The organism is Psychrobacillus sp. L3 (genome assembly GCF_042945595.1).
In the GTDB taxonomy this organism is placed as follows: Bacteria; Bacillota; Bacilli; order Bacillales_A; family Planococcaceae; genus Psychrobacillus.
This window is the reverse complement of the sequence record NZ_CP168493.1, coordinates 3,725,935-3,751,460: the sequence shown is the minus strand read 5'-3', so window position 1 is coordinate 3,751,460 and position 25,526 is coordinate 3,725,935. Positions and strand designations below refer to the sequence as shown.

Here is a 25,526-nt window from a genome sequence, read left to right as displayed (position 1 = left end):
CAGCAGGCGTTTGCATGCAAATTCGTCAAAATGAATTTGATTTACATTTAAAGTTGAAGAGGGTCATTGGTGTTTCTACCACCCTCTTCTTTTTTCTAACATATTTAATTAGATTTATACGACAATATAAAAGCTGAGTGTTATGATGAGCGTACTTTTAGTAGTAGCGACTCGTCTAGCTCTACGCACCTCATTTTCATGATTGGTCTTGAGCAGCCAGTCTTGAAATCGTTATAGAAGAGCGCATTTCTCAAAATGAGGTGCGCGCTTTTTTATTTTATCGTAAAATAATAACATGAGCTTAGCCAAGCAGAGAAGAGCTAGAGGAGGTAAAGGATGAGCACCAAAATTATTACTTTACAAGATGTAACTTTTACATATGCAATAGAAGACAAAAATGTGCGTCCAGCGGTGAATAACGTTTCCTATTCCATTCAAGCTGGTGAATGGGTCGCTATTGTTGGACATAATGGGTCAGGCAAGTCGACACTTGCGCGCTTAATGAATGGTCTTCTATTTCCTCAGACGGGAAATGTACGTATTTTTGGGGAAGAGTTGAATGAACATAATCTGTGGGAAACTCGTTCTCAGATGGGAATGGTGTTTCAAAATCCGGACAACCAGTTTGTAGGAGCCACAGTTCAAGATGATGTCGCATTTGCCTTGGAAAACAACGGAATCCCCTTTGAGGAAATGGTGGAACGAGTAGAAGCGTCTTTAGTAAAAGTGAAGATGAGCGAGTTTATGAATAGCGAGCCCCATCATTTATCGGGTGGGCAAAAACAGCGTGTGGCAATTGCAGGAGCCATAGCGTTACAACCGAAGATTTTATTACTTGATGAAGCTACGTCTATGCTAGATCCCCAAGGAAGAGAAGAGGTACTTGCAACTGTTCGTCAGCTTAAAGAGGAGACGGACTTAACTGTTATTTCTATAACACATGATTTAGAAGAAGCGCTACTAGCAGATCGAATAATTATGATGAATCAAGGGGAAAAGTATGCGGAAGGTACGCCGGAAGAGATATTTCAAAAAGGGCAGGAATTAGTAGACTTAGGTTTAGATTTGCCTTTTGCGATGAATATATCCCGTTTATTGCGTTTACAAGGAATATCACTAGTAGCGGATCATATGTCAGAAGAAGAGTTGGTGAATGATTTATGGACATCACACTTCAACAAGTAAGTTATGCTTATGCTAAAAATACTCCATTTGAAAAACGGGCTTTATATGATGTAGATTTACATATCCCGTCCAGTAGCTATCAAGCGATTATTGGGCATACCGGTTCGGGTAAATCGACCATTTTACAACATTTAAATGCTTTATTGAAACCTTCGGAAGGTTCAATTCAAATTGGAGATGTAGAAGTAAAAGCCGACAAGAAAAATAAGCAACTAAGAAAAGTAAGGCAAAAGGTAGGAATTGTTTTTCAGTTTCCAGAACATCAATTGTTTGATGAAACCGTTTTGAAAGATATTATGTTTGGTCCTATGAACTTTGGTGTATCAGAAGAAGAGGCCAAACGTCGTGCGATTGAATTAGTAAAACTGCTTGGCCTTCCTGACGAAGTAATGGAAAAGTCACCCTTTGACTTATCGGGGGGACAAATGAGACGAGTAGCTATAGCAGGCGTGCTTGCGATGAATCCTGAAGTTTTAGTGTTAGATGAGCCTACTGCTGGTCTTGACCCAAGAGGGCGAAAAGAAATAATGGATTTGTTTTATAAACTTCATAAAGAGAAGGGTTTAACTACCGTTTTAGTAACGCATAGTATGGAAGATGCTGCGAGATACGCCGATCGTATTGCCATTATGCATAATGGTAAATGTGTCTTAGAAGATACACCTCAAGCGATTTTTAGAAATGAAGAGCGTCTAATGAATTATCGATTAGAATTACCACAAAGTGTTAAATTTCAAAAAAAGATGGAGCAAATGATTGGAAAAAACTTTCCTTTTATTTGTTTAACTGAGGAGTCATTAGCAGAAGAACTTGCGCAACTGATTAAGAAGGAGCGTGAAGTATAATGCTTGAAAAAATGATATTTGGTCGATATATTCCTGGTGATTCATTTATTCATCGACTAGATGCACGAGCTAAAATGATTTTTGTATTTTTATTTATTGCTATCGTTTTTATTGCAAATAACTGGATTACATATGGTATTTTACTCGTATTTACTTTTTTAATAATTCGTATGTCCAGGATTAGACTATATTTTTTAATAAACGGATTGAAGCCGGTTGTTATATTAATCATTTTTACTTTTTTGTTACATTTAATATTTACGCGTGAAGGCGACATTATTTTTCATTGGAAGTTTATAACGATTTATCAAGAGGGATTGAGACAGGGGATATTTATTGCCATCCGATTTTTCGTACTTGTTATTTTAACGTCTATTCTAACGCTCACTACGACCCCTATTTCAATTACAGATGCCTTGGAGACACTATTAGGCCCATTGAAGAAATGGAAGCTCCCTGTGCATGAATTAGCGCTAATGATGTCTATCTCGTTAAGATTCATCCCGACTTTAATGGATGAAACGGATAAAATTATGAAAGCACAAATGGCAAGAGGGTCTGATATGACAACAGGCAATATGAAAGAAAGAATGCGTGCCATTGTTCCACTACTCATTCCTTTATTTGTGAGTGCCTTTAAGCGTGCAGAGGACTTGGCTACAGCGATGGAAGTTAGAGGATACAAAGGTGGAGAAGGTAGAACAAGGTATCGCAAGTTAGAATGGGCAACTAGGGATACCATAATAATCTTTTCTCTCGTTGTGTTCGCAGGAATACTTGTATACTTTAGGCAATAAAACGAGGTGCGGTAATGAGATTAAAAGCAATCATCAGTTATGATGGAAGTGGTTTTTCGGGTTATCAAGTTCAGCCAGAAAAACGAACTGTACAACAGGAATTGGAACGCGTTTTATGCATCATGCACAAAGGCGATATAGTGAAGGTAATAGGTAGTGGAAGAACGGATGCAGGTGTCCATGCAACAGGACAAGTTATCCATTTTGATAGTCCACTTACAATACCAATGGATAATTGGAGAACAGCTTTAAATGTACAACTTCCAGGAGATATACGTATTTTATCGGTAGAGCAAATACGTAATGATTTTCATGCAAGGTACGATGCAACAGGGAAAACATATCGATATATTTGGTCGTTAAATGAAGTGCAAAGTCCATTTGACCGGAATTATTCCGTTCATGTAGATCGATATAAACCAAATGTAGAATTAATGAAAGAAGCATCAGCATATTTACTAGGTACGCATGATTTCTCCAGTTTTTGTGCTTCAAACACAAGTGTGAAAGATTTCGTTCGGACCGTTCATTTGGTCAAATTTGAATTGAAAAAAGAGTCAAACCAGGTGCATATGGTTATTAGTGGGAATGGATTTTTATATAATATGGTGAGAATTATTGCGGGAACTTTATGGGAAATTGCAATTGGGCAAAAAAGTGTGGACGAGTTGCGTGGAATTCTAGAATCATGTGATCGTTCGATGGCTGGGAAAACCGCTCCAGCACACGGTTTATACTTAGAAAAGGTAGAGTATAAACCGTGAAGCAACCTTTCCAGGTGTTTTTCGTAAAATGCTTGACTAAATGACATATCCGGGGTATGATGATGTATGGCATTTTCATTAACCCCACAATATAAGCCCCGAAACTTATTGGTATGAGGATATAGAAAATTTTAGATCGATTATGATTGAATTAGGAGGACAAAATACATGCGTACAACATTCATGGCTAAAGGTCACGAAGTAGAACGTAAATGGTTAGTAGTAGACGCTGAAGGCCAAACTCTTGGTCGTCTTGCTTCTGAAGTTGCAGCTATTTTACGTGGTAAAAACAAACCAACATTTACACCAAACGTTGACACAGGTGATCATGTGATCATCATCAACGCTGAAAAAATTCATTTAACTGGGAACAAGTTAAATGACAAGATTTACTATCGTCACACTCAATTCTCTGGTGGACTTAAACAACGTACAGCTTTAGAAATGCGTACTAAATACCCAACTAAAATGCTTGAATTAGCAGTTAAAGGGATGCTTCCTAAAAACTCTTTAGGACGTCAAATGTTCACAAAACTTAACGTTTATGTTGGAGCAGAACATCCACATGCAGCACAAAAACCAGAAGCATACGAGCTTCGCGGATAATTATTAAGAGGAGGACATACACTTGGCACAAGTTCAATATATCGGCACTGGTCGCCGTAAAAGTTCAGTAGCACGCGTACGTTTAGTACCGGGCGAAGGCAAAATTGTTATCAACAAACGTGACGTAGAAGATTACGTACCATTCGAAACTTTACGTGAAATTATTAAACAACCATTAGTAACTACTCAAACTCTAGGTAGCTACGATGTACACGTAAACGTTAATGGTGGTGGATTCACAGGTCAAGCAGGAGCAATCCGTCATGGTATTGCACGTGCACTACTTACAGTAGATCCTGATTTCCGTCCAGCATTGAAATCTGCAGGATTCTTAACACGTGACCCACGTATGAAAGAACGTAAGAAACCAGGACTTAAAGGCGCTCGTCGTGCACCTCAGTTCTCAAAACGTTAATTTCAAATTTTCAAAGGCTCTCAACCAATTTGGTTGGGGGCTTTTTTTGACTAAACAAGTACAAAAAAACGGACAACATGCATAGGATGTTGTCCGTTCTTTCAATAGTTTATTTAAGTTTTTTTTCATAATCAAATTCAAATTCTACGTCTTTTGGTTTAACAAATTTCGTTTTCTTCGCAATTTTATATCCAAACCACAAACAAAGGAAAAGTGGGACACCTAAATATGCTGCTATCACGCTGCCCCAATCTACTTTATCTGCAAGGAAAGCCTGGAAGTTCTGTGCCAAAATAACGATTAACCCACAAGCAATCGCAAAAATTGTCCCAATTGGAAACCACTTGGCTTTATACGGTAGTAAATCCAATGAATGACCTTGAGCCATAAATGCTTTTCGAAAGCGATAGTGACTAATAGAAATACCTAGCCAAAAGATAAATCCTGTAATACCGATAGCATTCATTAACCAGATATATACTTTACCATCGCCGAAGAATGATGCTAAAAAGGCAAGTGTACCGACTGCACATGTTAAAACCATACCAGCAACGGGAACACCACGTTTATTTAGTTTTGCAAAAATTTGAGGTGCTTGTCCTTCTCTCGCCATGGAATATAACATACGAGTAGATGCATATAGACTAGAGTTTCCAGCTGATAATACAGCCGTTAAAATAACCGCGTTCATAAGGGAAGCAGCAAAGGCAATCCCGGCCTTTTCGAATATAAGGGTGAATGGGCTAACCATGACATTTTCACTTTGTAAACTTGGATCAGTATAAGGAACTAGAAGCGCTATCACAAAAATCGCGAATATATAAAATAAGAGGATTCTCCAGAAAACACTTTTAATAGCGATGGGTATATTTTTGGCTGGATCTTCACTTTCACCAGCAGCTACCCCTACAATTTCTGTACCTTGGAAAGAGAATCCTGCTGCGATAAATACAACAAAAACACCTAATAGACCACCTGAAAAAGGAGCATCATCGACTGTAAAGTTTTTAAAACCTACTGCTTCTCCTCCCATGATGCCGAAAATCATAAGTACTCCAACAACGATGAAAATGACAATCGCACTAACTTTAATTAAAGAAAGCCAATATTCCCCTTCTCCATATCCTTTAACGGATAAATAATTCAAAAGGAAAATAAGTATTAAGAATGACGCACTCCATACCCATGATGAACTGTTTGGAAACCAAAATTTCATAATCATCGTGGAAGCGGATAACTCTGCAGCAATAGTCATTGCCCAGTTAAACCAGTAGGTCCATCCTAGGGCGAAACCGAATGCTGGATCCACAAATTTCGTACCATACGTACTAAATGAACCACTTGTCGGCATAAAGGCTGCCATTTCTCCTAAACTCGTCATTACAAAATAGACCATTGCACCAACCAAAGCGAATGCTAGTAAAGCACCACCTGGGCCAGCTGTGTGAATCGCTGCACCACTGCTTAGAAACAGTCCTGTACCAATAGACCCTCCAATAGAGATCATCGCTAAATGACGAGCTTTCAAGCCCCGTTTTAATGTCTGCTCTTCTAGTTGGGGGGCGTGCTGTGAGAGGTTATTGTCTTTTTTTGGTACCATCCGTCATCGATCCTTTCCCTTTGTGTAAATGAAGCGCTTTCTTTTTCGTGTACAGTTACTTCTGCAAAAAAATTAAGAAGGTTTTAAATTTTAAGAGGATTATAGCCGTTGTGTTCCCCGGTGAATCCCTATCAACAACTCGATTGAATAGAGATAATTCTATTAAAATTTGATCATTTAAAATTTCTGCAATTTACATGTTAGTTTCTTGAAAAGATAAAGTCAATCATTTTGCTAAATTATTATTATTGAAAGTTAATATTTTGATTATTATTTATTACTTATCTGCTATTAAGTAATTAGTTTGTTATTAATTTGGTGATATTACGCAATTTATAGAACATTTATATCTATAGTATATATTACAGAGTTATTACAGGTGCCTGGCTCCTGTAATAACTCTGTAATATTGTTTTGAAAAACGGATTGTTTCCATAATTTTTGAGGTGTATATTAATTAAATATTTGTTCAAGCCAGAAAGTTGTTCTAATATACGTAAGGAATATGAATTTTAAGAAAAAGAGGTATTTTATGAAAAGCAAATTTAACATGGTGACGTCTACGATTCTTGCTAGTATTTTTATTGCGCGATTTGGCACATTTTTAGTGTTGCCTTATCTGACGCTATTTTTACTAGACGAATTTCAATATACCGGAGTTCAAATTGGTACGATTATATCTACATTAGCTTTATCTAATTTAATCATGAGTTTCTTTGTGGGGCCTTATATCGACAAGTTTCCTAAGAACAAAGTTATTATCACTGGATTGTTTGGTTATTTAGGGTGTTATATTTATTTTCCTTTTATCGATCAATATACAGGATTCGTTGTTTTTGCTGCGATTCTAGGAATGAGTCAAGCGATTGTAGAACCTACATACCGAGTATTATTAAGTTTGTATACGGAACCAGTCAATCGACGATTTATATTCAACATCCGATACTTTTTGATTAACATTTCTGCTGCCATTGCTCCACTTACATCGGTGTATTTTCAACAATTTGGTATGAAGAATTTGTTTTTTGTTGTTGGTTTTATTTTTTTCATTAATATTATTACGTTTGCATTTATTTTCAAAAAGTATCCAATGGAACAAGTGGCAAAAAATTTAGAGAAGCAATCCATCTTTCATTCTTTTTATGTATTCAAAAAGGATTATGCATTTAGCATCTTTATATTGGCATTAATTTTCATCAGTTTCGGTTACAGTCAGTTTGATTCGACGTTTAGTCAATATTTAGGGATCATATTTAATCATAAGCAAGCATTACAGTATTTTGCATGGTTGATTACAACAAATGCAATTACCGTAATCGTTATTCAATATTTTGTTTATAAGTTAGGAGAAATTATTAGCACAACTACCTCCTTGATGATAGGTAGTGGGTTATTAACTGTTGGTTTGTTTTTATTTGGACAGACTGAGCATATTGTTATGCTAATTTTAGCGATGATTATTTTTACAGCGGGAGAAGTATTAGTATTCACCATGATTGATATTCACCTTGATGGCATGTGCGGGGAACATGAAAAAGGTACCTATTTTGCTTTGTCTGGAGTGAAATCTGTAGGGAGAATTGCTGGACCAAGTATGGGAGGCTTACTGTTGGATAGTTTTAGTGGAGGTGCAATTGTCTTCATAATCATCAGTTTGGTAACTGTATTGGCTATACCATCCTTTTATTTAAGCAATAAAATGAGAATGAGGGGTTAGAATGAAATTATTTAACATTATTAAAAATCAACAAGCTTATTGGTTGGTGGATCAAATAAAGATAAAAGACAAAACCGATACAGCATATTATGCAGAGTTGACTAAACTATTAAGCGAATACAAAGAGAGTAATATTGAATATTTATCCTTACTAATGGAAGAAAAATTTGAAGGATGGCTACTAGTTAATGGATTCAGAAAACTCTCGGTTATTCATGAATATATAAAAGAGTTAGGGGAAGAAGAATACCACGAAAACAATCTAACTTTTCATGCTCTATCGGAAGGATCAATGACGGATTCTGAGTTTGCTCGTACATACGAATTATGTCGTTCAGGAACTGCAAATAAAAATATACCGCAGCCAATAGAACAAGTGATGGCTTCTATTAGCAATGAATTAGGCGACGACTGGAGAAACAACTGCATTTACTTCTTAAAAGATCATGAATTAATAGGGATAAGTATTCCGCATATCGAGATGGGAACGATAGATGAAGGACGAATGTTTTACTTTGGAATTGTTCCCAAATGGAGAGGGAAGGGCCTAGGTGTAGAGATTCACAAAATTACCTTAAAATTAATGAAAAAAATGAATGCTAATTATTATGTCGGAAGTACAGATGAAAGTAATAGGCATATGATAAAAATTTTCGAGAAAAATGGTTGCGAATTAAGGGATAAGAAAGGGATATATCGGATAGACAAATGATTAACGAAGTTGTTCTAGAAAGCTAACATACTCTTTGTCCCTCATACGTATAATGAGTGAAAAAGGAGCGATGGATCTGAAAAAATGGCTGATTATCTTCGTATTGTTTTTGATATCTTTGCTTGCTGTATTTTATGGAACGAAAGCTAGTGATTTAAGTTTTTTCATGCCAGAACCATTAAGTGGAGTCAAAATTGTAATTGACCCTGGACATGGAGGAATAGACGGCGGGGCAAGTCATGGAGAAACGATAGAGCGAGATATCACCCTATCCATGTCGCTGAAGCTAGAGAAAGAGTTAAAGGCTAAAGGAGCAACTGTTGTGATGACTCGTCGCAAAGAAGGAGATGCGATTGCTGAGCATGATCCAAATGGAGATTATCCAACGACACGTGCACGAAAGCGGGCCGATTTACTTCTAAGGGAAGAAATTATGAATAATTCCGAGGCGGATATTGTACTAAGTCTGCATGTGAATGCTGTTCCGGAAGAGAGATGGAGGGGTGCGCAAGTTTTTTATCATGCGGAAGGTCATGAGGGTGGGGAACTGTTAGCGAAATCCATTCAAGCAGCTATTCGTGAAAATATAGGAAATACAGAAAGAGAAGCACTTGCTATAAAACAAGTATATATATTGAAAAAAGCAAAGGCTCCGGCTGTATTAGTCGAAACTGGATTTTTAAGTAATAATGAAGAACGGGAATTATTAAAATCGGAGAAGTATCAAAAGCAAATGGTGGAAGCAATTACAAAAGGTGTACGTCGTTTTGTAGAGGACAATATTTACTAAGTGCATGTGAGGGTTTGTAGACACTCGTATATGGTATACTATAATGCGAATAGTTAACTTTAAGGGGAGTGTCTACAAATGATTAATGAACAACAAGTTCGAGCATTACTTGGAGAATTAAACGATCCATTTTTACATAGAACTTTAGAAGAAACAAACGGAATTTCGGAAGTGTCCATAAAGGAAGAAAAAAACCATGTTAGTGTGAAACTTGCAATTGCCAAAATTAATTCTGGCGAGCAAATGCAACTACAAGGAAAAGTTGTGGAAGTGTTGAAAAATGCAGGAGCAGTTACTGTTGGTATTCGCTTCGAGGAGCTTCCAAAAGAAGTATTAGAACAATTCCGGGGTCAGGCAAAAACAAGTGATAGTGAAAGTATTCTTTCTCCAAACAGTAAAGTTAAGGTTATCTCCATTGCATCAGGTAAAGGTGGAGTTGGGAAATCTACTGTATCCGTAAATTTAGCGGTAGCACTTGCGCGTTTAGGGAAAAAAGTTGGTTTAGTAGACGCAGACATTTACGGATTTAGCGTACCGGATATGATGGGTGTAAAAGATGTTCCCCAGATTAAAGAAGATCGTATTATTCCGGTAGAAAGAAAAGGAGTAAAGGTCATTTCTATGGGATTCTTTGTGGAAAACAATACGCCGGTTGTATGGCGTGGACCGATGCTTGGAAAAGTATTAGATCAATTCTTTAAAGATGTAGAATGGGGAGAGTTAGACTTTTTACTATTAGATCTACCACCCGGTACTGGTGACATTGCCTTAGACATTCATCAAATGCTACCTGCATCTAAAGAAATTGTTGTCACAACACCACATCCTACAGCTGCTTTTGTTGCTGCTAGAGCTGGTGCAATGGCTCTACAAACAGATCATGAAATATTAGGAGTAATTGAAAATATGTCATGGTATGAAGCAAAATCTACAGGTGAACGTGAATATATTTTTGGTAAAGGTGGGGGACCAAAACTTGCGGAAGAGCTTCGTACAGAATTACTTGGTCAAATTCCTCTTGGGCAACCAGATTGGAACGATATCGACTTTGCTCCGTCTGTTTACGCTGAAACGCATGAAACAGGCAAAATTTATTTAGACATCGCACGCGAGGTAATCGAAAAAGCATAAGAAAAAGGCCGTTTCCTAAACAGGACCGGCCTTATTTTTTGGATTCCCCTTGCCCTTCTTTTGATGAACCTGAACCTCCTGAAGAACCGCCTCCCCCACCTTTTTGTTGAGACCCAGATCCCGCCTCTTCCACTAATTTTTGCCACTTCGTTTGCAATAAAGGACTTTGAATCGTTTCTTCTACGACCTTTTCCATTTCTTTACGTAAATCAGCGGACTGTAGAATTTTTCCTAACTCTTTCTTCATGTCGGCAGAAGCGAAAAAGCTTTCTAAATCCTTTAAGTAATCTGGATCTTTTATTAGCGCTTTCATTAACTCTTCTTGCTGCTTCATCATACTTTTTGCCATTGTTTCTGAAAATTTAGGGTCTTGATAAACCTCTTTCCAAAAGTCCTCTGCTTCTTTGGATAACATTGTTTGCTCAACAGATTTTTTTACTTGTTCACTATCAATAACTAATAATGCTTTAAATTCAGGGTCATCTAAAAGCTTTCGCACTGATTTTTTCCCATCCTCTGTTTGCAAGGCATCAATCACGATTTTTTTCATCTCATCGTAAGAAGGAGTCGAGGAAGGGGAACTGCTACACCCAGCCATTAAGCTAATAGTTAATAAAATGAGAGCAAGATACTTCAAATTAGTCACCATCCTTTCGATTATTATTCACATTTTTTACGTAAATATGTATAGAAGTAAGTAACAAATAGATTTTTTTGATAATGGTTGTTACAATCTATAAAGGACTTAGTAGAATATGGAGGACTTTTTACAGTGACAATTCGAAATTGGTTTATATTTTTTCTAAACGCAATGTGGATAGGTGGACTAATCACAGGTGTATTAGGGTCAATAATATTATGGGATAAAAACTTTGCGACATACTATGAAGCAGGACAATGGGGAGCGGTAGTCGCAGCATTTATCGTTTTAGTTGGCTTTGGACTTATCATAAGTGTTATTGCTCAAATGGGATTTTTTGCTTATTTAACAATCCATCAAATGGGCGTAAATATTTTCAAAAGCCTTACTTTATGGAATTGGGTGCAACTACTCATCATTACATTTGTCATCTTTGACTTAATTTTCTTTCGATTTAAAGCTACCGAAGGGACGTCAAGCCACATGTGGCTACGAGTAGTAACGCTGGGTATTTTAATAGGTGGTTCAGTAATTGTAGCTATTATTAAGGCGAATAAAACAAAGAAACAAATATTGATCTCTGCTCTTTTCTTTATGATTGCAATAACAACACTAGAATGGGTGGCAGCACTTAAAGTGCAATCAAGCGATGCGGATGTATGGTTATTAATTGTTTTGGTACCACTTCTATCAGTTAATGCATACCAATTATTAGCTTTACCGAAATATAATGCAAAATCAGACGAAGATAGAAAAAAATTAGAAGCGCGTAGAAAAGCAAGAAAAGAAGCGATCGCTTTAAAAGCGAAATAACAAAAAAACTGCTCTGACTAAATGTCGAGCAGTTTTTTTGTGCGCCATCGCTATTCGGGTATTGTTTTACTTTTAGTCGTTAAACCGAAAATATTTTGTTCAATAGAAAGAAAAGAATCAGATTTAAGTAATTGAATTAGTTGTTTTATATCCATTCTTTCCTCTTGGTGGAGTGGGATGCTAAGAATATCGCCATTTTCAAGCTTGATTTTTTGACTTCCTTCTATCCAGTATTTACTTGAACTCAACAAATTTACTTCATATTTCCAAGCGGTTTTTTGTAGTTCTACAGGAAACTCATAGTCCTTTGTTCGAAACCAGAGAGGAACTTCTCCGATCGTTTGTTCAAATTGATCAATTTCCTTTTTGAATAAAGAAGGATCTTCTATATATTTTGCACCTTCTTGCCCTAATAGACTAATCGGGATACTTTTCTCCTTCATGATTTGAATAAGAGCAGGAGAACGATCTATCCAATCATTGCTAATGAAAAAATGCGGATAAGGTGCCTCCAAGCCTTTTAAGAAAACTTCCATTTCCTCTTTACCGAAAGTTAAATCGATGGTTATCGTTTTCCCGTGTGATCCTTTGGAAACAACAGTAGGCTTTTCAACTAATTGAAAAACAGGAAGCATAGAAGAATACTTATTTGGGATAATAAAAAAAAGACTCACAAAAACTAACATTGTTACGATTACTAAATGCCGTGATTTCATTGTAAACTCTCACCTTTCCAGTCATTCTAATCAATTTTATGATTTAGTGTTGACATTCATGTTTAAAAGATGTTAAGATACAAAGGTCGCTGAAACAAGACGACAAAATAAACAACATGAACATTGAAAACTGAACATGCAAAACGTTAAGACATACAGCTGGAAAGACTAACTTCGGTTAGTTCGATAGCAAAACAATTTGGACATCATTTAATGATGATGCCAGCAAAACAAAATGAGCTTTTTAAGTTCTCTATTATGGAGAGTTTGATCCTGGCTCAGGACGAACGCTGGCGGCATGCCTAATACATGCAAGTCGAGCGAATGACGAAGAAGCTTGCTTCTTCTGATTTAGCGGCGGACGGGTGAGTAACACGTGGGCAACCTGCCCTGTAGATTGGGATAACTCCGGGAAACCGGGGCTAATACCAAATAATCCATTTCCTCACATGGGGAGATGTTAAAAGACGGTTTCGGCTGTCACTACAGGATGGGCCCGCGGCGCATTAGCTAGTTGGTGAGGTAACGGCTCACCAAGGCGACGATGCGTAGCCGACCTGAGAGGGTGATCGGCCACACTGGGACTGAGACACGGCCCAGACTCCTACGGGAGGCAGCAGTAGGGAATCTTCCACAATGGACGAAAGTCTGATGGAGCAATGCCGCGTGAGTGAAGAAGGTTTTCGGATCGTAAAACTCTGTTGTGAGGGAAGAACAAGTACGAGAGTAACTGCTCGTACCTTGACGGTACCTCATTAGAAAGCCACGGCTAACTACGTGCCAGCAGCCGCGGTAATACGTAGGTGGCAAGCGTTGTCCGGAATTATTGGGCGTAAAGCGCGCGCAGGCGGTCCTTTAAGTCTGATGTGAAATCCCACGGCTCAACCGTGGAAGGTCATTGGAAACTGGGGGACTTGAGTACAGAAGAGGAAAGCGGAATTCCAAGTGTAGCGGTGAAATGCGTAGAGATTTGGAGGAACACCAGTGGCGAAGGCGGCTTTCTGGTCTGTAACTGACGCTGAGGCGCGAAAGCGTGGGGAGCAAACAGGATTAGATACCCTGGTAGTCCACGCCGTAAACGATGAGTGCTAAGTGTTAGGGGGTTTCCGCCCCTTAGTGCTGCAGCTAACGCATTAAGCACTCCGCCTGGGGAGTACGGTCGCAAGACTGAAACTCAAAGGAATTGACGGGGGCCCGCACAAGCGGTGGAGCATGTGGTTTAATTCGAAGCAACGCGAAGAACCTTACCAGGTCTTGACATCCCGCTGACCGTTCTAGAGATAGATCTTTCCCTTCGGGGACAGCGGTGACAGGTGGTGCATGGTTGTCGTCAGCTCGTGTCGTGAGATGTTGGGTTAAGTCCCGCAACGAGCGCAACCCTTGATCTTAGTTGCCAGCATTTAGTTGGGCACTCTAAGGTGACTGCCGGTGATAAACCGGAGGAAGGTGGGGATGACGTCAAATCATCATGCCCCTTATGACCTGGGCTACACACGTGCTACAATGGACGGTACAGAGGGTCGCAACCCCGCGAGGGTGAGCTAATCCCATAAAACCGTTCTCAGTTCGGATTGTAGGCTGCAACTCGCCTACATGAAGCCGGAATCGCTAGTAATCGTGGATCAGCATGCCACGGTGAATACGTTCCCGGGCCTTGTACACACCGCCCGTCACACCACGAGAGTTTGTAACACCCGAAGTCGGTGGGGTAACCCTTACGGGAGCCAGCCGCCGAAGGTGGGACAGATGATTGGGGTGAAGTCGTAACAAGGTAGCCGTATCGGAAGGTGCGGCTGGATCACCTCCTTTCTAAGGATAATATCGGAATACAGATTTTTATCTGTATCTTAACGTTTTGCAGTTCAGTTTTGAATGTTCATTTTTATGAGCATTTGAAAACTTGTTCTTTGAAAACTGGATAAAAAGACATTGAAAGAAACAAATTCAAGAAATTCAATTTGTAATCATTTTTGTGATTATATTTTGCGTAGTATTTTTAACTACTATAGGAAGTCCGTGTTTCCACGGAGGACCAAATTAGGTTAAGTTAATAAGGGCGCGCGGTGAATGCCTTGGCACTAGGAGCCGAAGAAGGACGGCACTAACACCGATATGCTTCGGGGAGCTGTAAGTGAGCTTTGATCCGGAGATTTCCGAATGGGGAAACCCACTGTTCGTAATGGAGCAGTACATTTACGTGAATACATAGCGTATCTGTGGCACACCCAGGGAACTGAAACATCTAAGTACCTGGAGGAAGAGAAAGAAAAATCGATTCCCTGAGTAGCGGCGAGCGAAACGGGAATAGCCCAAACCAAGAGGCTTGCCTCTTGGGGTTGTAGGACACTCTACATAGAGTTACAAAGGAATGAGCTAGACGAAGCGATCTGGAAAGGTCCGCAGGATAGGGTAAAAGCCCCGTAGTCAAAAGTTCATTCTCTCTTGAGTGTATCCTGAGTACGGCGGAACACGTGAAATTCCGTCGGAATCTGGGAGGACCATCTCCCAAGGCTAAATACTACCTAGTGACCGATAGTGAACCAGTACCGTGAGGGAAAGGTGAAAAGCACCCCGGAAGGGGAGTGAAATAGATCCTGAAACCGCGTGCCTACAAGTAGTCAGAGCCCGTTAATGGGTGATGGCGTGCCTTTTGTAGAATGAACCGGCGAGTTACGATTACATGCAAGGTTAAGTTGAGAAGACGGAGCCGCAGCGAAAGCGAGTCTGAATAGGGCGAATGAGTATGTGGTCGTAGACCCGAAACCAGGTGATCTACCCATGTCCAGGATGAAGGTAAGGTAACACTTACTGGAGGTCCGAACCCACGCACGTTGAAAAGTGCGGGGATGAGGTGTGGGTAGCGGAGAAATTCCAATCGAACCTGGAGATAGCTGGTTCTCTCCGAAATAGCTTTAGGGCTAGCCTCAAACGTTAGAATCTTGGAGGTAGAGCACTGTTTGGACTAGGGGCCCATCCCGGGTTACCGAATTCAGACAAACTCCGAATGCCAATGATTTATGTTTGGGAGTCAGACTGCGAGTGATAAGATCCGTAGTCAAGAGGGAAACAGCCCAGACCACCAGCTAAGGTCCCAAAGTATTTGTTAAGTGGAAAAGGATGTGGCGTTGCTTAGACAACCAGGATGTTGGCTTAGAAGCAGCCATCATTTAAAGAGTGCGTAATAGCTCACTGGTCGAGTGACGCTGCGCCGAAAATGTATCGGGGCTAAACAAATCACCGAAGCTGTGGATTGATACCTATGGTATCAGTGGTAGGAGAGCGTTCTAAGGGCGTTGAAGTCAGACCGGAAGGACTGGTGGAGCGCTTAGAAGTGAGAATGCCGGTATGAGTAGCGAAAGATGGGTGAGAATCCCATCCACCGTATGACTAAGGTTTCCTGAGGAAGGCTCGTCCGCTCAGGGTTAGTCGGGACCTAAGTCGAGGCCGATAGGCGTAGACGATGGACAACAGGTTGATATTCCTGTACCACCAAACCACCGTTTGAGCAATGGGGGGACGCAGAAGGATAGGGTAAGCATGCTGTTGGTTATGCATGTCCAAGCAGTGAGGTGTGAGTGTAGGCAAATCCGCACTCTGTAACATTGAGCTGTGATGGCGAGGACTTAGTCCGAAGTTCCTGATTTCACACTGCCAAGAAAAGCCTCTAGCGAGGTGATAGGTGCCCGTACCGCAAACCGACACAGGTAGTCGAGGAGAGAATCCTAAGGTGAGCGAGAGAACTCTCGTTAAGGAACTCGGCAAAATGACCCCGTAACTTCGGGAGAAGGGGTGCTCTTTTGGGTGTATAGCCTAGAAGAGCCGCAGTGAATAGGCCCAGGCGACTGTTTAGCAAAAACACAGGTCTCTGCAAAACCGTAAGGTGAAGTATAGGGGCTGACGCCTGCCCGGTGCTGGAAGGTTAAGAGGAGTGCTTAGCGCAAGCGAAGGTGCGAATTGAAGCCCCAGTAAACGGCGGCCGTAACTATAACGGTCCTAAGGTAGCGAAATTCCTTGTCGGGTAAGTTCCGACCCGCACGAAAGGCGTAACGATCTGGGCACTGTCTCAACGAGAGACTCGGTGAAATTATAGTACCTGTGAAGATGCAGGTTACCCGCGACAGGACGGAAAGACCCCGTGGAGCTTTACTATAGCTTGATATTGAATTTTGGTGCAACTTGTACAGGATAGGCAGGAGCCTTAGAGCCCGGAGCGCCAGCTTCGGAGGAGGCGTCGGTGGGATACTGCCCTGGTTGTATTGAAATTCTAACCCATACCCGTAACCCGGGTAGGAGACAGTGTCAGGCGGGTAGTTTGACTGGGGCGGTCGCCTCCTAAAGTGTAACGGAGGCGCCCAAAGGTTCCCTCAGAATGGTTGGAAATCATTCGAAGAGTGTAAAGGCAGAAGGGAGCTTGACTGCGAGACCTACAAGTCGAGCAGGGTCGAAAGACGGGCTTAGTGATCCGGTGGTTCCGCATGGAAGGGCCATCGCTCAACGGATAAAAGCTACCCCGGGGATAACAGGCTTATCTCCCCCAAGAGTCCACATCGACGGGGAGGTTTGGCACCTCGATGTCGGCTCATCGCATCCTGGGGCTGTAGTCGGTCCCAAGGGTTGGGCTGTTCGCCCATTAAAGCGGTACGCGAGCTGGGTTCAGAACGTCGTGAGACAGTTCGGTCCCTATCCGTCGTGGGCGTAGGAAATTTGAGAGGAGCTGTCCTTAGTACGAGAGGACCGGGATGGACACACCGCTGGTGTACCAGTTGTTCTGCCAAGAGCATCGCTGGGTAGCTATGTGTGGACGGGATAAGTGCTGAAAGCATCTAAGCACGAAGCCCCCCTCAAGATGAGATTTCCCATTACGCAAGTAAGTAAGATCCCTCAAAGACGATGAGGTAGATAGGTTCGGGGTGGAAGCGTGGCGACATGTGCAGCTGACGAATACTAATCGATCGAGGACTTAACCAAATAGAATTTGCACATTTCAATGTCTTTTATCCAGTTTTGAGTGAACAAGCACTCTATTTAGAGGGTTTCGAGACGCAAGCAGTGCTAGGAAACGATTGAGAGAAAGAAGGAGCGTACTCAAGTACGTGACTGACTGATCGAATGAAGTTGACAACGCAATGCGCAGTGTATTGAAAGCCGAACAAGTCTAGTGATGATGGCGAAGAGGTCACACCCGTTCCCATACCGAACACGGAAGTTAAGCTCTTCAGCGCCGATGGTAGTTGGGGGTTTCCCCCTGCAAGAGTAGGACGTCGCTGGGCACTATAAAAAGTTGTTACCGAATAATTGGTAACAACTTTTTTTGTGTGTAAAATAATTTTAGGAGAATCGATCCTGTGTAAAAACCAAGAATTCTATTATGAATATGAACTGGCGGAAATATTGAACAAATGAACTATCTCACATAGACTTAACTCCTTATTGTGAGATTTAGTTTCGGGGTTGTGGTGATTAGTATCGCTTCTAGGTAAAATGGTCTCGGGTTTGCGTGAACTAGTCTCGAGTAGAGCACAATTGGTCTCGTTCTGCCGTTTTCTAACTGTTTATGAATAATAATTCAAAACTTTTTTTGAAATAGGGCTCCTTTATGGGACAAATTGCCGCCCTTCTCATGAAAATAACCCTTAATTAAGAGAATTGCTCCTATCCTACTAAGCTATTAAATGGACAACTACTAAATAAATTTCTATTCATTTTTTACTTTTTCTTAAGAGAAAATCGGGACCAATTAGATGTATTAGCACTATCAATTAGGAGATTATTTGGTTTTCACGGATCACTAGTAAATGGAAAGTACTTAATAAATCAAAAGTTAGAAAATAATCTATAAGTTTGTTAAGAAGATTTTAAAATAGACTTGAAATTTGAAGAAGGATTGCTATAATTATATTTGTACTTCAATTAAACATATTGTTCCGAAGTAGCTCAGTGGTAGAGCAATCGGCTGTTAACCGATTGGTCGTAGGTTCGAGTCCTACCTTCGGAGCCATTTTTTTGTCCTTGCTTCCATAGCTCAGTAGGTAGAGTGCTTCCATGGTAAGGAAGAGGTCACCGGTTCAAATCCGGTTGGAAGCTTACACATTAAGTAGAAATAATAAAAAAATATAAAACTACTTGTCTTAGTAGGACAAATATGTTATTATTATTATTGTCCGGTTTTGATGCAGAAATGCACCATTGATCGTGATTTTATAACCCAGGAGGATTAGCTCAGCTGGGAGAGCATCTGCCTTACAAGCAGAGGGTCGGCGGTTCGAGCCCGTCATCCTCCACCATTTATTTTTAAAACACTTAATTAGTAATTATAATATTGTCGCGGGGTGGAGCAGTGGTAGCTCGTCGGGCTCATAACCCGAAGGTCGCAGGTTCAAATCCTGTCCCCGCAACCAAATGGTCCCGTGGTGTAGCGGTTAACATGCCTGCCTGTCACGCAGGAGATCGCCGGTTCGATCCCGGTCGGGACCGCCATTTATTTTATGAGATTTAGGATAAGCAAGCAGGTCGAGGAAGCAATCGAGTGAAAGAAGGAGCGTACTCAAGTACGTGACTGATTGAACGAGTGCAGCTGACGAAGAGATGCGACGCTTAGCGTAAATCGAAGAGGCTCAGTAGCTCAGTCGGTAGAGCAAAGGACTGAAAATCCTTGTGTCGGCGGTTCGATTCCGTCCTGAGCCACCATTTTTTTCGCCGAAGTAGCTCAACTGGTAGAGCAACTGACTTGTAATCAGTAGGTTGAGGGTTCAAGTCCTTTCTTCGGCACCACTGAAATGTGGAGGGGTAGTGAAGTGGCTAAACACGACGGACTGTAAATCCGTTCCTTAGGGTTCGGCGGTTCGAATCCGCCCCCCTCCACCATTTTATTGGGGTATAGCCAAGCGGTAAGGCAACGGATTTTGATTCCGTCATGCCCTGGTTCGAATCCAGGTACCCCAGCCATAACTGTTACTTAAAAAAACTTATTAAGGGGCCTTAGCTCAGCTGGGAGAGCGCCTGCCTTGCACGCAGGAGGTCAGCGGTTCGATCCCGCTAGGCTCCATAAATATATATAATGAAAAAAAGGGTATTCCAATTCAACTGGAATACCCTTTTTTCATTGTAGATTATTTTTGCCAAACATGTTCTATAGAACAATTGTTATTTGAAAACGTCAATAAAAAAACATCTGGATTGCTTAAATCTTTCCATTGCTCAAAGCCAAAATGATGATCGTAATACTTCAATAGTAAAGACATGATATTTCCGTGTGTTACGATTATTATATTTTCTAAGTCACTTGATATGACCTGGTCTATTACTGCTAATATTCGTGCCTGTGCTTCCCTACTCGACTCTCCACCTTCTAGCTTTAACTCCAAATCGTTAAACGTCGCGTTCAATTTCTCAAGCCAATCTGGCATGGATATGGAACTTAGTAAGCGTTCTGCTAATCGATGATCTAATTGAACATCTAAACTTTTGTTTTTTGTAAAAGGTTCAATAGATTCGAGTGCTCGTAAAAAGGGACTAGAAATAATCCGGTCGATTTTCATGTTACTTAAGAATTCAGCAAGCTGAATAGCTTGGATATAACCTTTCTCGGTAAGGGGTGCCTCCGCTTCCTGTCCCTCCGCCTGGCAATGTCTAATCAGATATATCTTTTTTTTCATATGCTCACCTCTTCAATTTCATGACTAGTTAACCAAAATAGTATTGGGAGATCTTATTTATAAATTCTTTCTCTAAATCCCCCAATGTTTTTAGTAATAGATACGTCTTTACTTCAGGAAGAGGAAATAAATCAAAAGGGATACTCATTACACGCCCTTCTATAAGTTCCCTTTTCACGATGGATTGAGGGAGAAATGAAGTACCTAGACCTTCTTGGATGAAACGTTTTACTATATAGGCTTGCGTTACTTTCATCGTTCTCATATTAATCACTTTCTTGCGGAGTTGTAGAAGAAGAGCATCCCAAACGACTGGATGATGATGAGTGAGTAAGTAATAGTCTTTTAAATATTCCTCTGCATCTAAAACAGGACCTGATTCATCATCATACGCATCAGTTGGAACGATAAATAGAAGTGGATCTTTATAAAGCTCAATGGACTGAATGCTTGTTCTTGTTGCTTCTAAAGCTGAAATGCCAATATTAACTTCTCCACTAAACACTAAATCTTCAATGGAACTAGATTCTGCCACTCGTATGGATACTTCTAAATCTGGATGATTGTTCATGAAGGAACGCAAAATATAAGGTAATATGGTTTCGGCCATCAAAGGAGAAATCGCAATATTCCACTTCCGTGTATACCCCTCAGTAAAAGCATGTAGTCGATTTACACTAACTTCGAAACCTTTAATCAGTTGAGTAGCTTCTGTATAAAACATTTTACCTGCTTCGGTTAAGTGCACTCGCTTATTAGTTCGTTCAAATAGAGAAACCCCTAGATACTCCTCTAATAATTTTATATGGACAGTAACACCTGGCTGTGAAATTAATAATTTTTCAGAGGCTTTTCTAAAATTACTAGTTTCAGCTGCGATAATAAAGGTTTTCAACCATTGATATTCCAATAAAATTCTCCTTTTAATTAAAAATATTAATCAACTTTATATACAATATTTAATTTTCATAATTATATATCTTTTCTATACTAAAGAAAAGAGAGGGGAATATATATGTTTCAAAAAGGATTAAAAGGTGTTGTTGCAGTGCATACAAAAATCGGTTTAGTGGATGGTGAAAATGGTGTACTTAGATATCGTGGTACCCATGTGAAGGAATTAGTACTGAATTATTCGTTCGAACAAGTAGCGTATTTTTTATTGAATGACAAGTTACCAACAGAAGTGGAGCTTCAACAGTTTAATAAAATGCTAAAAGAAGGAAGGAACCTCCCTTTACATGTTCAAAGTATAATAGATGCACTCCCTGAGACAATCTCTATTATGGACACAATGAGAACCGCGGTTTCGGCATTTGCTACTACTGATTTTTTGCAATTGCAAATGATGGAGCAGGCTATCACATTAACTGGTGCGCTTCCAGTCGTTGTATCAAGGCACTATAGAAAACAACTAGGGCTACCAATAATAGAAGCGAACGATAACTTCTCGCATACAGAAAACTATTTGTGGATGTTGAATGGAACTATACCGACTTCTACACAAATAGAAGCATTGGAAACGTATTTAAAACTGACAATGGAGCATGGATTAAACGCTTCTACGTTTGCGGCGAGAGTTACCGTATCCACAGAATCGGACTTACCAGCTGCTATAACTTCTGCGATCGGAACGATGAAAGGGCCATTACATGGTGGCGCACCTTCGGAAGTGTTAAATTTGTTAGAAGAAATAAAAGAGGAATATAGAATTCGACCAGTCATAGAAGAAAAGCTTCAAAATGGAGAAAAAATTATGGGATTCGGTCATCGTATATATAAAACGGAGGATCCTAGATCGATTTTATTAAGAGAAGCTTGTTTAAGTTTACAAGGCTCGGATCCTTGGCTGGATTTGGCAACAAAGGCTGAAAAAGAAATAACTGTGCTTTTAGAAAAGTATAAACCTGGTAGAAAACTTTATACAAATGTGGAGTTTTACGCTGCTGCAATAATGCGCTCAATCGATATGCCAGCTGCTTTATTTACACCAACGTTTAGTGTAGCACGAATCGTGGGTTGGAGTGCCCATGTGATAGAACAAGTGGATGATCAAGCAATATTCCGTCCTCAGTCACTTTATGTAGGGGAAAATTGTTAAAAATAATGCTTTTCAACACCTATATGTTTCTATTATGATTATAGAAAAAAGTGAGGTGTTGGGATTTGGCAGAAACAATAGTATTTGGGGATTTGAAGCTACGCCCATTGGAAGAATCGGATATTCCATCTTTGTGGGAGCTTTATGATCCTAAAATTTTTGAATTTATGCTCAGTAAAATAGAGAACTATGACCAACTGGAACAGTGGCTACAAGCTGGTATTCAACAAATGAATGTTGCCAAAACCGCTCTCACTTTCGTAATAGAGAATTCAGAAACAAAAGAAATCATAGGGACAACACGAATTTATGGCATCGACCCATTAAATTATGCGTGCGAAATTGGTTCTACTTTCTATGGTAAAAAGTTTCAGCGAACACATGTGAATACTACATGCAAGTATCTACTATTAAAACACGCATTTGATAACCTTGGAATGATACGTGTCCAATTTAAAACAGATGAACTAAACGTAAACTCACAAAGAGCAATAGAGCGTATAGGTGGAATAAAAGAAGGTGTTTTACGGAATGAGCGGATACGTTCAAATGGAACAGTTAGAAATGCAGTTGTCTATTCAATTATCGATAGTGAGTGGAAAGAAGTAGAAAATAAACTTGTTCAGCTTATGAATAAGTATGCATAAATTTGTTAGGTTGAGCCAAGCGACCTTTAGGTATTACAATAGATGTATTAACTAAAGGAGGTATAAAATAATGAATAAATTAAACATTTCACTTATAGGTGTACCGATGGATCTTGGTCAAAATAGACGCGGTGTAGATATGGGCCCTAGTGCTATTCGTTATGCGGGGGTAATAGAACGTATAGAAGCATTAGGTCATTCTGTAAAAGACGAGGGAGACATTGCAATCAGTCATACAAGAAAAGAGCAATCTCCGAATACGCATTTACGAAATTTAGAAGATGTAATTGATGGCAATACGAAGCTTGGAAATAAAGTAAATGAAGTATTAGAAGCAGGTCAATTTCCTTTAGTACTTGGTGGAGATCATAGTATTGCTATTGGAACACTTGCAGGTTTAGCGGATCGATATGAAAACCTTGGAGTTATTTGGTATGACGCACATGCAGATTTAAATACAGCGGAAACTTCTCCTTCAGGAAATATTCATGGAATGCCTCTAGCGGTTAGTCTTGGTTTGGGTCATGATGACTTAGTGAATATTCGTTCGTACGCTCCAAAGATTAAACCAGAAAACGTCATTATTATTGGTGCACGTTCAGTTGATCCAGGTGAGCGTGAATTGATTAAGGAAAAAGGAATTAAAGTTTTCTCTATGCATGAAATCGATAAACTAGGCATGACTGAAGTGATGAACCAAACGATTGAATATTTTCGTGAACGCTCAGTGGATGGAGTGCATTTGTCATTAGACCTTGATGGAATCGATCCGCTTTATACACCAGGTGTAGGGACACCAGTTCCAGGTGGAATTAGCTATCGTGAAAGCCATTTAGCGATGGAAATGCTTTATGCGTCCAACTTGATCACTTCTGCAGAATTTGTTGAGGTTAATCCAATTTTAGACGAAAAGAATAAGACGGCAGACGTTGCAGTTGCTTTAATGGGCTCTTTGTTTGGGGAAAGTTTAGTTTAAAAGCAGACACTTCGTCTGCTTTTTCTTTTTTATTTAACAACATTTTACAACACAGGGAGCTAATTATTTGATAGAATTAAAATAATATTAAAAAAATGAAACCTGTTGCAACCTTTATCCGTATAGGTAAGACAGCCGCATAGAGCGGAGGGGAATCACCATGGATGCGTTAGTAAACAAACGAATAAAACAAGTGTTAAAAGGGGACAAAGACGCATTCGCGGAAATTGTGGACCTGTATAAGCATAAACTTTTTCAAGTATGCTTCCGTATGCTAGGAAATCGTCACGAGGCAGAAGACATTGCCCAAGAAGCTTTTGTGCGGGCTTTTATAAACATTCATACGTTTGATCAAAAAAGAAAATTTTCCACTTGGCTATACCGAATCGCGACAAATTTATGTATCGATCGCATTAGAAAAAAAAAGCCGGATTATTATTTAGATGCGGAAGTTTCAGGTACAGAAGGACTGAATATGTATTCGCAAATCGCCGCGGCGGAAGAACTTCCAGAAGAAGAATTGATGAAGCTCGAATTGCAAGATCGTATTCAATATGAAATAAGGCGATTACCAGATAAATACCGTTCCGCAATTGTACTGAAATATATGGAAGAATTATCTTTACAAGAAATAAGTGAGATATTAGAATTGCCACTTGGGACGGTAAAAACTAGAATTCATAGAGGCAGAGAAGCACTTAGAAAACAGTTAAGTAAACAGCCCAACTTTTTATAGGAGGTAATCACGATGAATGCGTGTCCAGAGCGAATTGTTCACTATATGCATGAATATTTAGATGGTGAAATTAGCCGTGAACATGAGCTTGACCTAAAATCTCATTTGCAGTCATGCGTTGATTGTCAAAAACATATGCATGAGCTGAGTGATGTTGTTGCCTTTATAAAAGGAGCAGCTCATGTAAAGGCACCAACTGATTTTAAAAAATCAGTTATGGAAAGACTACCAAAAGAAAAATCACATGCTGGTGTTAGTAGATGGTTGCGACGTCATCCAATTCTTACTGCAGCAGCTTTATTCTTATTATTTATGAGTAGTGCATTATTCACTAATTTTAATGAAGAGAAACAATTTTCTTTTACAAAACAAGAAAATGTTATTGTAGAAGGAGAAACAGTCATTATCCCTAAGGGACAGGTTGTAAAAGGTGACCTTGTAGTGAAAAATGGCGATGTTCGAATTGATGGTGAATTGGACGGGAATTTAACCGTCATTAACGGTTCTAAATATATGGCTTCTACAGCAGTTATTACAGGTAAAACAGAGGAAATCAACGAAGTGTTTGACTGGCTATGGTTTCATATAAAAGATGGTGCCAAACAGGTTATATCGTTTTTTGAGAAAGAGGAAAGCACAAAATAATGAAGAGTCTATCCAAAATATTGGATAGACTTTGT

The 25,526-nt window shown here is 39.8% G+C and carries 21 protein-coding genes, 10 tRNA genes and 3 rRNA genes; 29 read left to right on the top strand and 5 right to left on the bottom strand.

The annotated features are described in order from the left end of the window. The first annotated feature begins 336 nt into the window (after nt 1-336). The 6 genes from ACEPXD_RS18805 to rpsI all read left to right on the top strand — a co-directional run bounded on the left by ACEPXD_RS18805 (nt 337) and on the right by rpsI (nt 4,612). Nucleotides 337-1,185, top strand: a complete 849-nt coding sequence (locus ACEPXD_RS18805; protein ID WP_391118423.1) for an energy-coupling factor ABC transporter ATP-binding protein — start codon at nt 337-339, stop codon at nt 1,183-1,185. Further along, nucleotides 1,161-2,030, top strand: a complete 870-nt coding sequence (locus ACEPXD_RS18800) for an energy-coupling factor ABC transporter ATP-binding protein (protein ID WP_391118421.1) — start codon at nt 1,161-1,163, stop codon at nt 2,028-2,030. The genes ACEPXD_RS18805 and ACEPXD_RS18800 overlap by 25 nt, the downstream gene beginning before the upstream one ends. Beyond that, nucleotides 2,030-2,827, top strand: coding sequence for an energy-coupling factor transporter transmembrane component T family protein (locus tag ACEPXD_RS18795; protein WP_391118419.1), 798 nt, complete (start codon nt 2,030-2,032; stop codon nt 2,825-2,827). The genes ACEPXD_RS18800 and ACEPXD_RS18795 overlap by 1 nt, the downstream gene beginning before the upstream one ends. 14 nt (nt 2,828-2,841) lie before the next feature. Further along, nucleotides 2,842-3,591, top strand: coding sequence for a tRNA pseudouridine(38-40) synthase TruA (gene truA, locus ACEPXD_RS18790; protein WP_391118417.1), 750 nt, complete (start codon nt 2,842-2,844; stop codon nt 3,589-3,591). A 168-nt stretch (nt 3,592-3,759) separates the two neighbouring features. Next, nucleotides 3,760-4,197 carry a 50S ribosomal protein L13 gene (rplM, locus tag ACEPXD_RS18785; RefSeq protein ID WP_151701708.1) on the top strand — a complete coding sequence of 146 codons (438 nt, stop codon included), beginning with the start codon at nt 3,760-3,762 and terminating at the stop codon, nt 4,195-4,197. A 22-nt stretch (nt 4,198-4,219) separates the two neighbouring features. Then, complete coding sequence (gene rpsI, locus ACEPXD_RS18780) at nt 4,220-4,612, top strand: 30S ribosomal protein S9 (protein ID WP_151701707.1); 393 nt, start codon at nt 4,220-4,222, stop codon at nt 4,610-4,612. Between the two features lie 109 nt (nt 4,613-4,721). On the opposite strand, the gene ACEPXD_RS18775 is transcribed toward rpsI, so the two are convergent. After that, entirely contained in the window at nt 4,722-6,212 is a 1,491-nt protein-coding gene (locus ACEPXD_RS18775) for an amino acid permease (RefSeq protein WP_391118415.1), read from the bottom strand. Between the two features lie 532 nt (nt 6,213-6,744). Here ACEPXD_RS18775 and ACEPXD_RS18770 point away from each other — a divergent pair. The 4 genes from ACEPXD_RS18770 (at nt 6,745) to ACEPXD_RS18755 (ending at nt 10,562) form a co-directional block, all read left to right on the top strand. Then, on the top strand, nt 6,745-7,929 hold the full coding sequence (locus ACEPXD_RS18770) for an MFS transporter (protein WP_391118413.1): 1,185 nt from the start codon (nt 6,745-6,747) through the stop codon (nt 7,927-7,929). Between the two features lies 1 nt (nt 7,930). Beyond that, nucleotides 7,931-8,641: a GNAT family N-acetyltransferase gene (locus ACEPXD_RS18765; RefSeq protein WP_391118411.1), complete on the top strand. Its 711-nt coding sequence runs from the start codon at nt 7,931-7,933 to the stop codon at nt 8,639-8,641. A gap of 76 nt (nt 8,642-8,717) precedes the next feature. Beyond that, the gene (locus ACEPXD_RS18760) at nt 8,718-9,431 is read left to right on the top strand and encodes an N-acetylmuramoyl-L-alanine amidase (RefSeq protein WP_391123387.1); all 714 of its coding nucleotides are present in this window, start codon (nt 8,718-8,720) and stop codon (nt 9,429-9,431) included. Between the two features lie 78 nt (nt 9,432-9,509). After that, a complete protein-coding gene (locus ACEPXD_RS18755; RefSeq protein WP_391118409.1) occupies nt 9,510-10,562 on the top strand; it encodes a P-loop NTPase in 1,053 nt (350 codons plus the stop codon). Nucleotides 10,563-10,593: 31 nt separating this feature from the next. Here ACEPXD_RS18755 and gerD read toward each other — a convergent pair whose 3' ends face one another. Further along, the gene (gene gerD, locus ACEPXD_RS18750; protein WP_391118407.1) at nt 10,594-11,199 is read right to left on the bottom strand and encodes a spore germination lipoprotein GerD; all 606 of its coding nucleotides are present in this window, start codon (nt 11,197-11,199) and stop codon (nt 10,594-10,596) included. Nucleotides 11,200-11,334: 135 nt separating this feature from the next. Between gerD and ACEPXD_RS18745 the strand changes: the two genes are divergently transcribed. Continuing rightward, nucleotides 11,335-12,015, top strand: coding sequence for a KinB-signaling pathway activation protein (locus tag ACEPXD_RS18745; RefSeq protein ID WP_391118405.1), 681 nt, complete (start codon nt 11,335-11,337; stop codon nt 12,013-12,015). Nucleotides 12,016-12,065: 50 nt separating this feature from the next. On the opposite strand, the gene ACEPXD_RS18740 is transcribed toward ACEPXD_RS18745, so the two are convergent. Next, nucleotides 12,066-12,731, bottom strand: a complete 666-nt coding sequence (locus ACEPXD_RS18740; RefSeq protein ID WP_391118403.1) for a hypothetical protein — start codon at nt 12,729-12,731, stop codon at nt 12,066-12,068. 255 nt (nt 12,732-12,986) lie between these two features. Here ACEPXD_RS18740 and ACEPXD_RS18735 point away from each other — a divergent pair. From ACEPXD_RS18735 to ACEPXD_RS18675, 13 genes are all read left to right on the top strand, one after another. Then, nucleotides 12,987-14,540, top strand: a 16S ribosomal RNA gene (locus ACEPXD_RS18735). 231 nt (nt 14,541-14,771) lie between these two features. Continuing rightward, nucleotides 14,772-17,699 (top strand): 23S ribosomal RNA (locus ACEPXD_RS18730). Between the two features lie 186 nt (nt 17,700-17,885). Continuing rightward, nucleotides 17,886-18,001, top strand: a 5S ribosomal RNA gene (rrf, locus tag ACEPXD_RS18725). Together the 16S, 23S and 5S rRNA genes form the textbook arrangement of a ribosomal RNA operon. Nucleotides 18,002-18,654: 653 nt before the next feature. Beyond that, nucleotides 18,655-18,729 (top strand) — tRNA-Asn (locus tag ACEPXD_RS18720). A gap of 13 nt (nt 18,730-18,742) precedes the next feature. Continuing rightward, nucleotides 18,743-18,815: transfer RNA gene (locus ACEPXD_RS18715), tRNA-Thr, on the top strand. A gap of 124 nt (nt 18,816-18,939) precedes the next feature. Beyond that, a tRNA-Val gene (locus ACEPXD_RS18710) sits at nt 18,940-19,015 on the top strand. Between the two features lie 39 nt (nt 19,016-19,054). Further along, a tRNA-Met gene (locus ACEPXD_RS18705) sits at nt 19,055-19,129 on the top strand. A gap of 3 nt (nt 19,130-19,132) precedes the next feature. Then, nucleotides 19,133-19,208 (top strand) — tRNA-Asp (locus tag ACEPXD_RS18700). A gap of 134 nt (nt 19,209-19,342) precedes the next feature. Beyond that, nucleotides 19,343-19,418: transfer RNA gene (locus ACEPXD_RS18695), tRNA-Phe, on the top strand. Between the two features lie 8 nt (nt 19,419-19,426). Then, nucleotides 19,427-19,502: transfer RNA gene (locus ACEPXD_RS18690), tRNA-Thr, on the top strand. A 9-nt stretch (nt 19,503-19,511) separates the two neighbouring features. After that, nucleotides 19,512-19,595: transfer RNA gene (locus tag ACEPXD_RS18685), tRNA-Tyr, on the top strand. 6 nt (nt 19,596-19,601) lie between these two features. Then, nucleotides 19,602-19,676 (top strand) — tRNA-Gln (locus ACEPXD_RS18680). Nucleotides 19,677-19,703: 27 nt separating this feature from the next. Beyond that, a tRNA-Ala gene (locus ACEPXD_RS18675) sits at nt 19,704-19,776 on the top strand. A gap of 64 nt (nt 19,777-19,840) precedes the next feature. Here ACEPXD_RS18675 and ACEPXD_RS18670 read toward each other — a convergent pair. Together ACEPXD_RS18670 and ACEPXD_RS18665 are read right to left on the bottom strand one after the other, a co-directional pair. Continuing rightward, the gene (locus ACEPXD_RS18670) at nt 19,841-20,386 is read right to left on the bottom strand and encodes a histidine phosphatase family protein (RefSeq protein WP_391118401.1); all 546 of its coding nucleotides are present in this window, start codon (nt 20,384-20,386) and stop codon (nt 19,841-19,843) included. 28 nt (nt 20,387-20,414) lie between these two features. Then, the gene (locus ACEPXD_RS18665) at nt 20,415-21,296 is read right to left on the bottom strand and encodes a LysR family transcriptional regulator (RefSeq protein ID WP_391118399.1); all 882 of its coding nucleotides are present in this window, start codon (nt 21,294-21,296) and stop codon (nt 20,415-20,417) included. Nucleotides 21,297-21,401: 105 nt separating this feature from the next. Between ACEPXD_RS18665 and ACEPXD_RS18660 the strand changes: the two genes are divergently transcribed. From ACEPXD_RS18660 to ACEPXD_RS18640, 5 genes are all read left to right on the top strand, one after another. Further along, on the top strand, nt 21,402-22,487 hold the full coding sequence (locus ACEPXD_RS18660; protein WP_391118397.1) for a citrate/2-methylcitrate synthase: 1,086 nt from the start codon (nt 21,402-21,404) through the stop codon (nt 22,485-22,487). A gap of 65 nt (nt 22,488-22,552) precedes the next feature. Then, nucleotides 22,553-23,134, top strand: coding sequence for a GNAT family N-acetyltransferase (locus ACEPXD_RS18655; RefSeq protein ID WP_391118395.1), 582 nt, complete (start codon nt 22,553-22,555; stop codon nt 23,132-23,134). A gap of 70 nt (nt 23,135-23,204) precedes the next feature. Continuing rightward, nucleotides 23,205-24,110 carry an arginase gene (gene rocF, locus ACEPXD_RS18650; protein ID WP_391118393.1) on the top strand — a complete coding sequence of 302 codons (906 nt, stop codon included), beginning with the start codon at nt 23,205-23,207 and terminating at the stop codon, nt 24,108-24,110. 160 nt (nt 24,111-24,270) lie between these two features. Continuing rightward, complete coding sequence (gene sigW, locus ACEPXD_RS18645; protein ID WP_391118391.1) at nt 24,271-24,846, top strand: RNA polymerase sigma factor SigW; 576 nt, start codon at nt 24,271-24,273, stop codon at nt 24,844-24,846. 12 nt (nt 24,847-24,858) lie between these two features. Then, nucleotides 24,859-25,491: a zf-HC2 domain-containing protein gene (locus ACEPXD_RS18640; protein WP_391118389.1), complete on the top strand. Its 633-nt coding sequence runs from the start codon at nt 24,859-24,861 to the stop codon at nt 25,489-25,491. The last annotated feature ends 35 nt before the right edge of the window (nt 25,492-25,526 follow it).

Coding starts and splice junctions, on each gene's coding strand:
- ACEPXD_RS18640 (WP_391118389.1), top strand. CDS start 24,859: ATGAATGCGTGTCCAGAGCGAATTGTTCACTATATGCATGAATATTTA.
- ACEPXD_RS18805 (WP_391118423.1), top strand. CDS start 337: ATGAGCACCAAAATTATTACTTTACAAGATGTAACTTTTACATATGCA.
- ACEPXD_RS18660 (WP_391118397.1), top strand. CDS start 21,402: ATGTTTCAAAAAGGATTAAAAGGTGTTGTTGCAGTGCATACAAAAATC.
- ACEPXD_RS18765 (WP_391118411.1), top strand. CDS start 7,931: ATGAAATTATTTAACATTATTAAAAATCAACAAGCTTATTGGTTGGTG.
- ACEPXD_RS18755 (WP_391118409.1), top strand. CDS start 9,510: ATGATTAATGAACAACAAGTTCGAGCATTACTTGGAGAATTAAACGAT.
- ACEPXD_RS18770 (WP_391118413.1), top strand. CDS start 6,745: ATGAAAAGCAAATTTAACATGGTGACGTCTACGATTCTTGCTAGTATT.
- ACEPXD_RS18670 (WP_391118401.1), bottom strand. CDS start 20,386: ATGAAAAAAAAGATATATCTGATTAGACATTGCCAGGCGGAGGGACAG.
- ACEPXD_RS18800 (WP_391118421.1), top strand. CDS start 1,161: ATGGACATCACACTTCAACAAGTAAGTTATGCTTATGCTAAAAATACT.
- sigW (WP_391118391.1), top strand. CDS start 24,271: ATGGATGCGTTAGTAAACAAACGAATAAAACAAGTGTTAAAAGGGGAC.
- ACEPXD_RS18740 (WP_391118403.1), bottom strand. CDS start 12,731: ATGAAATCACGGCATTTAGTAATCGTAACAATGTTAGTTTTTGTGAGT.
- ACEPXD_RS18775 (WP_391118415.1), bottom strand. CDS start 6,212: ATGGTACCAAAAAAAGACAATAACCTCTCACAGCACGCCCCCCAACTA.
- truA (WP_391118417.1), top strand. CDS start 2,842: ATGAGATTAAAAGCAATCATCAGTTATGATGGAAGTGGTTTTTCGGGT.
- rocF (WP_391118393.1), top strand. CDS start 23,205: ATGAATAAATTAAACATTTCACTTATAGGTGTACCGATGGATCTTGGT.
- ACEPXD_RS18795 (WP_391118419.1), top strand. CDS start 2,030: ATGCTTGAAAAAATGATATTTGGTCGATATATTCCTGGTGATTCATTT.
- rplM (WP_151701708.1), top strand. CDS start 3,760: ATGCGTACAACATTCATGGCTAAAGGTCACGAAGTAGAACGTAAATGG.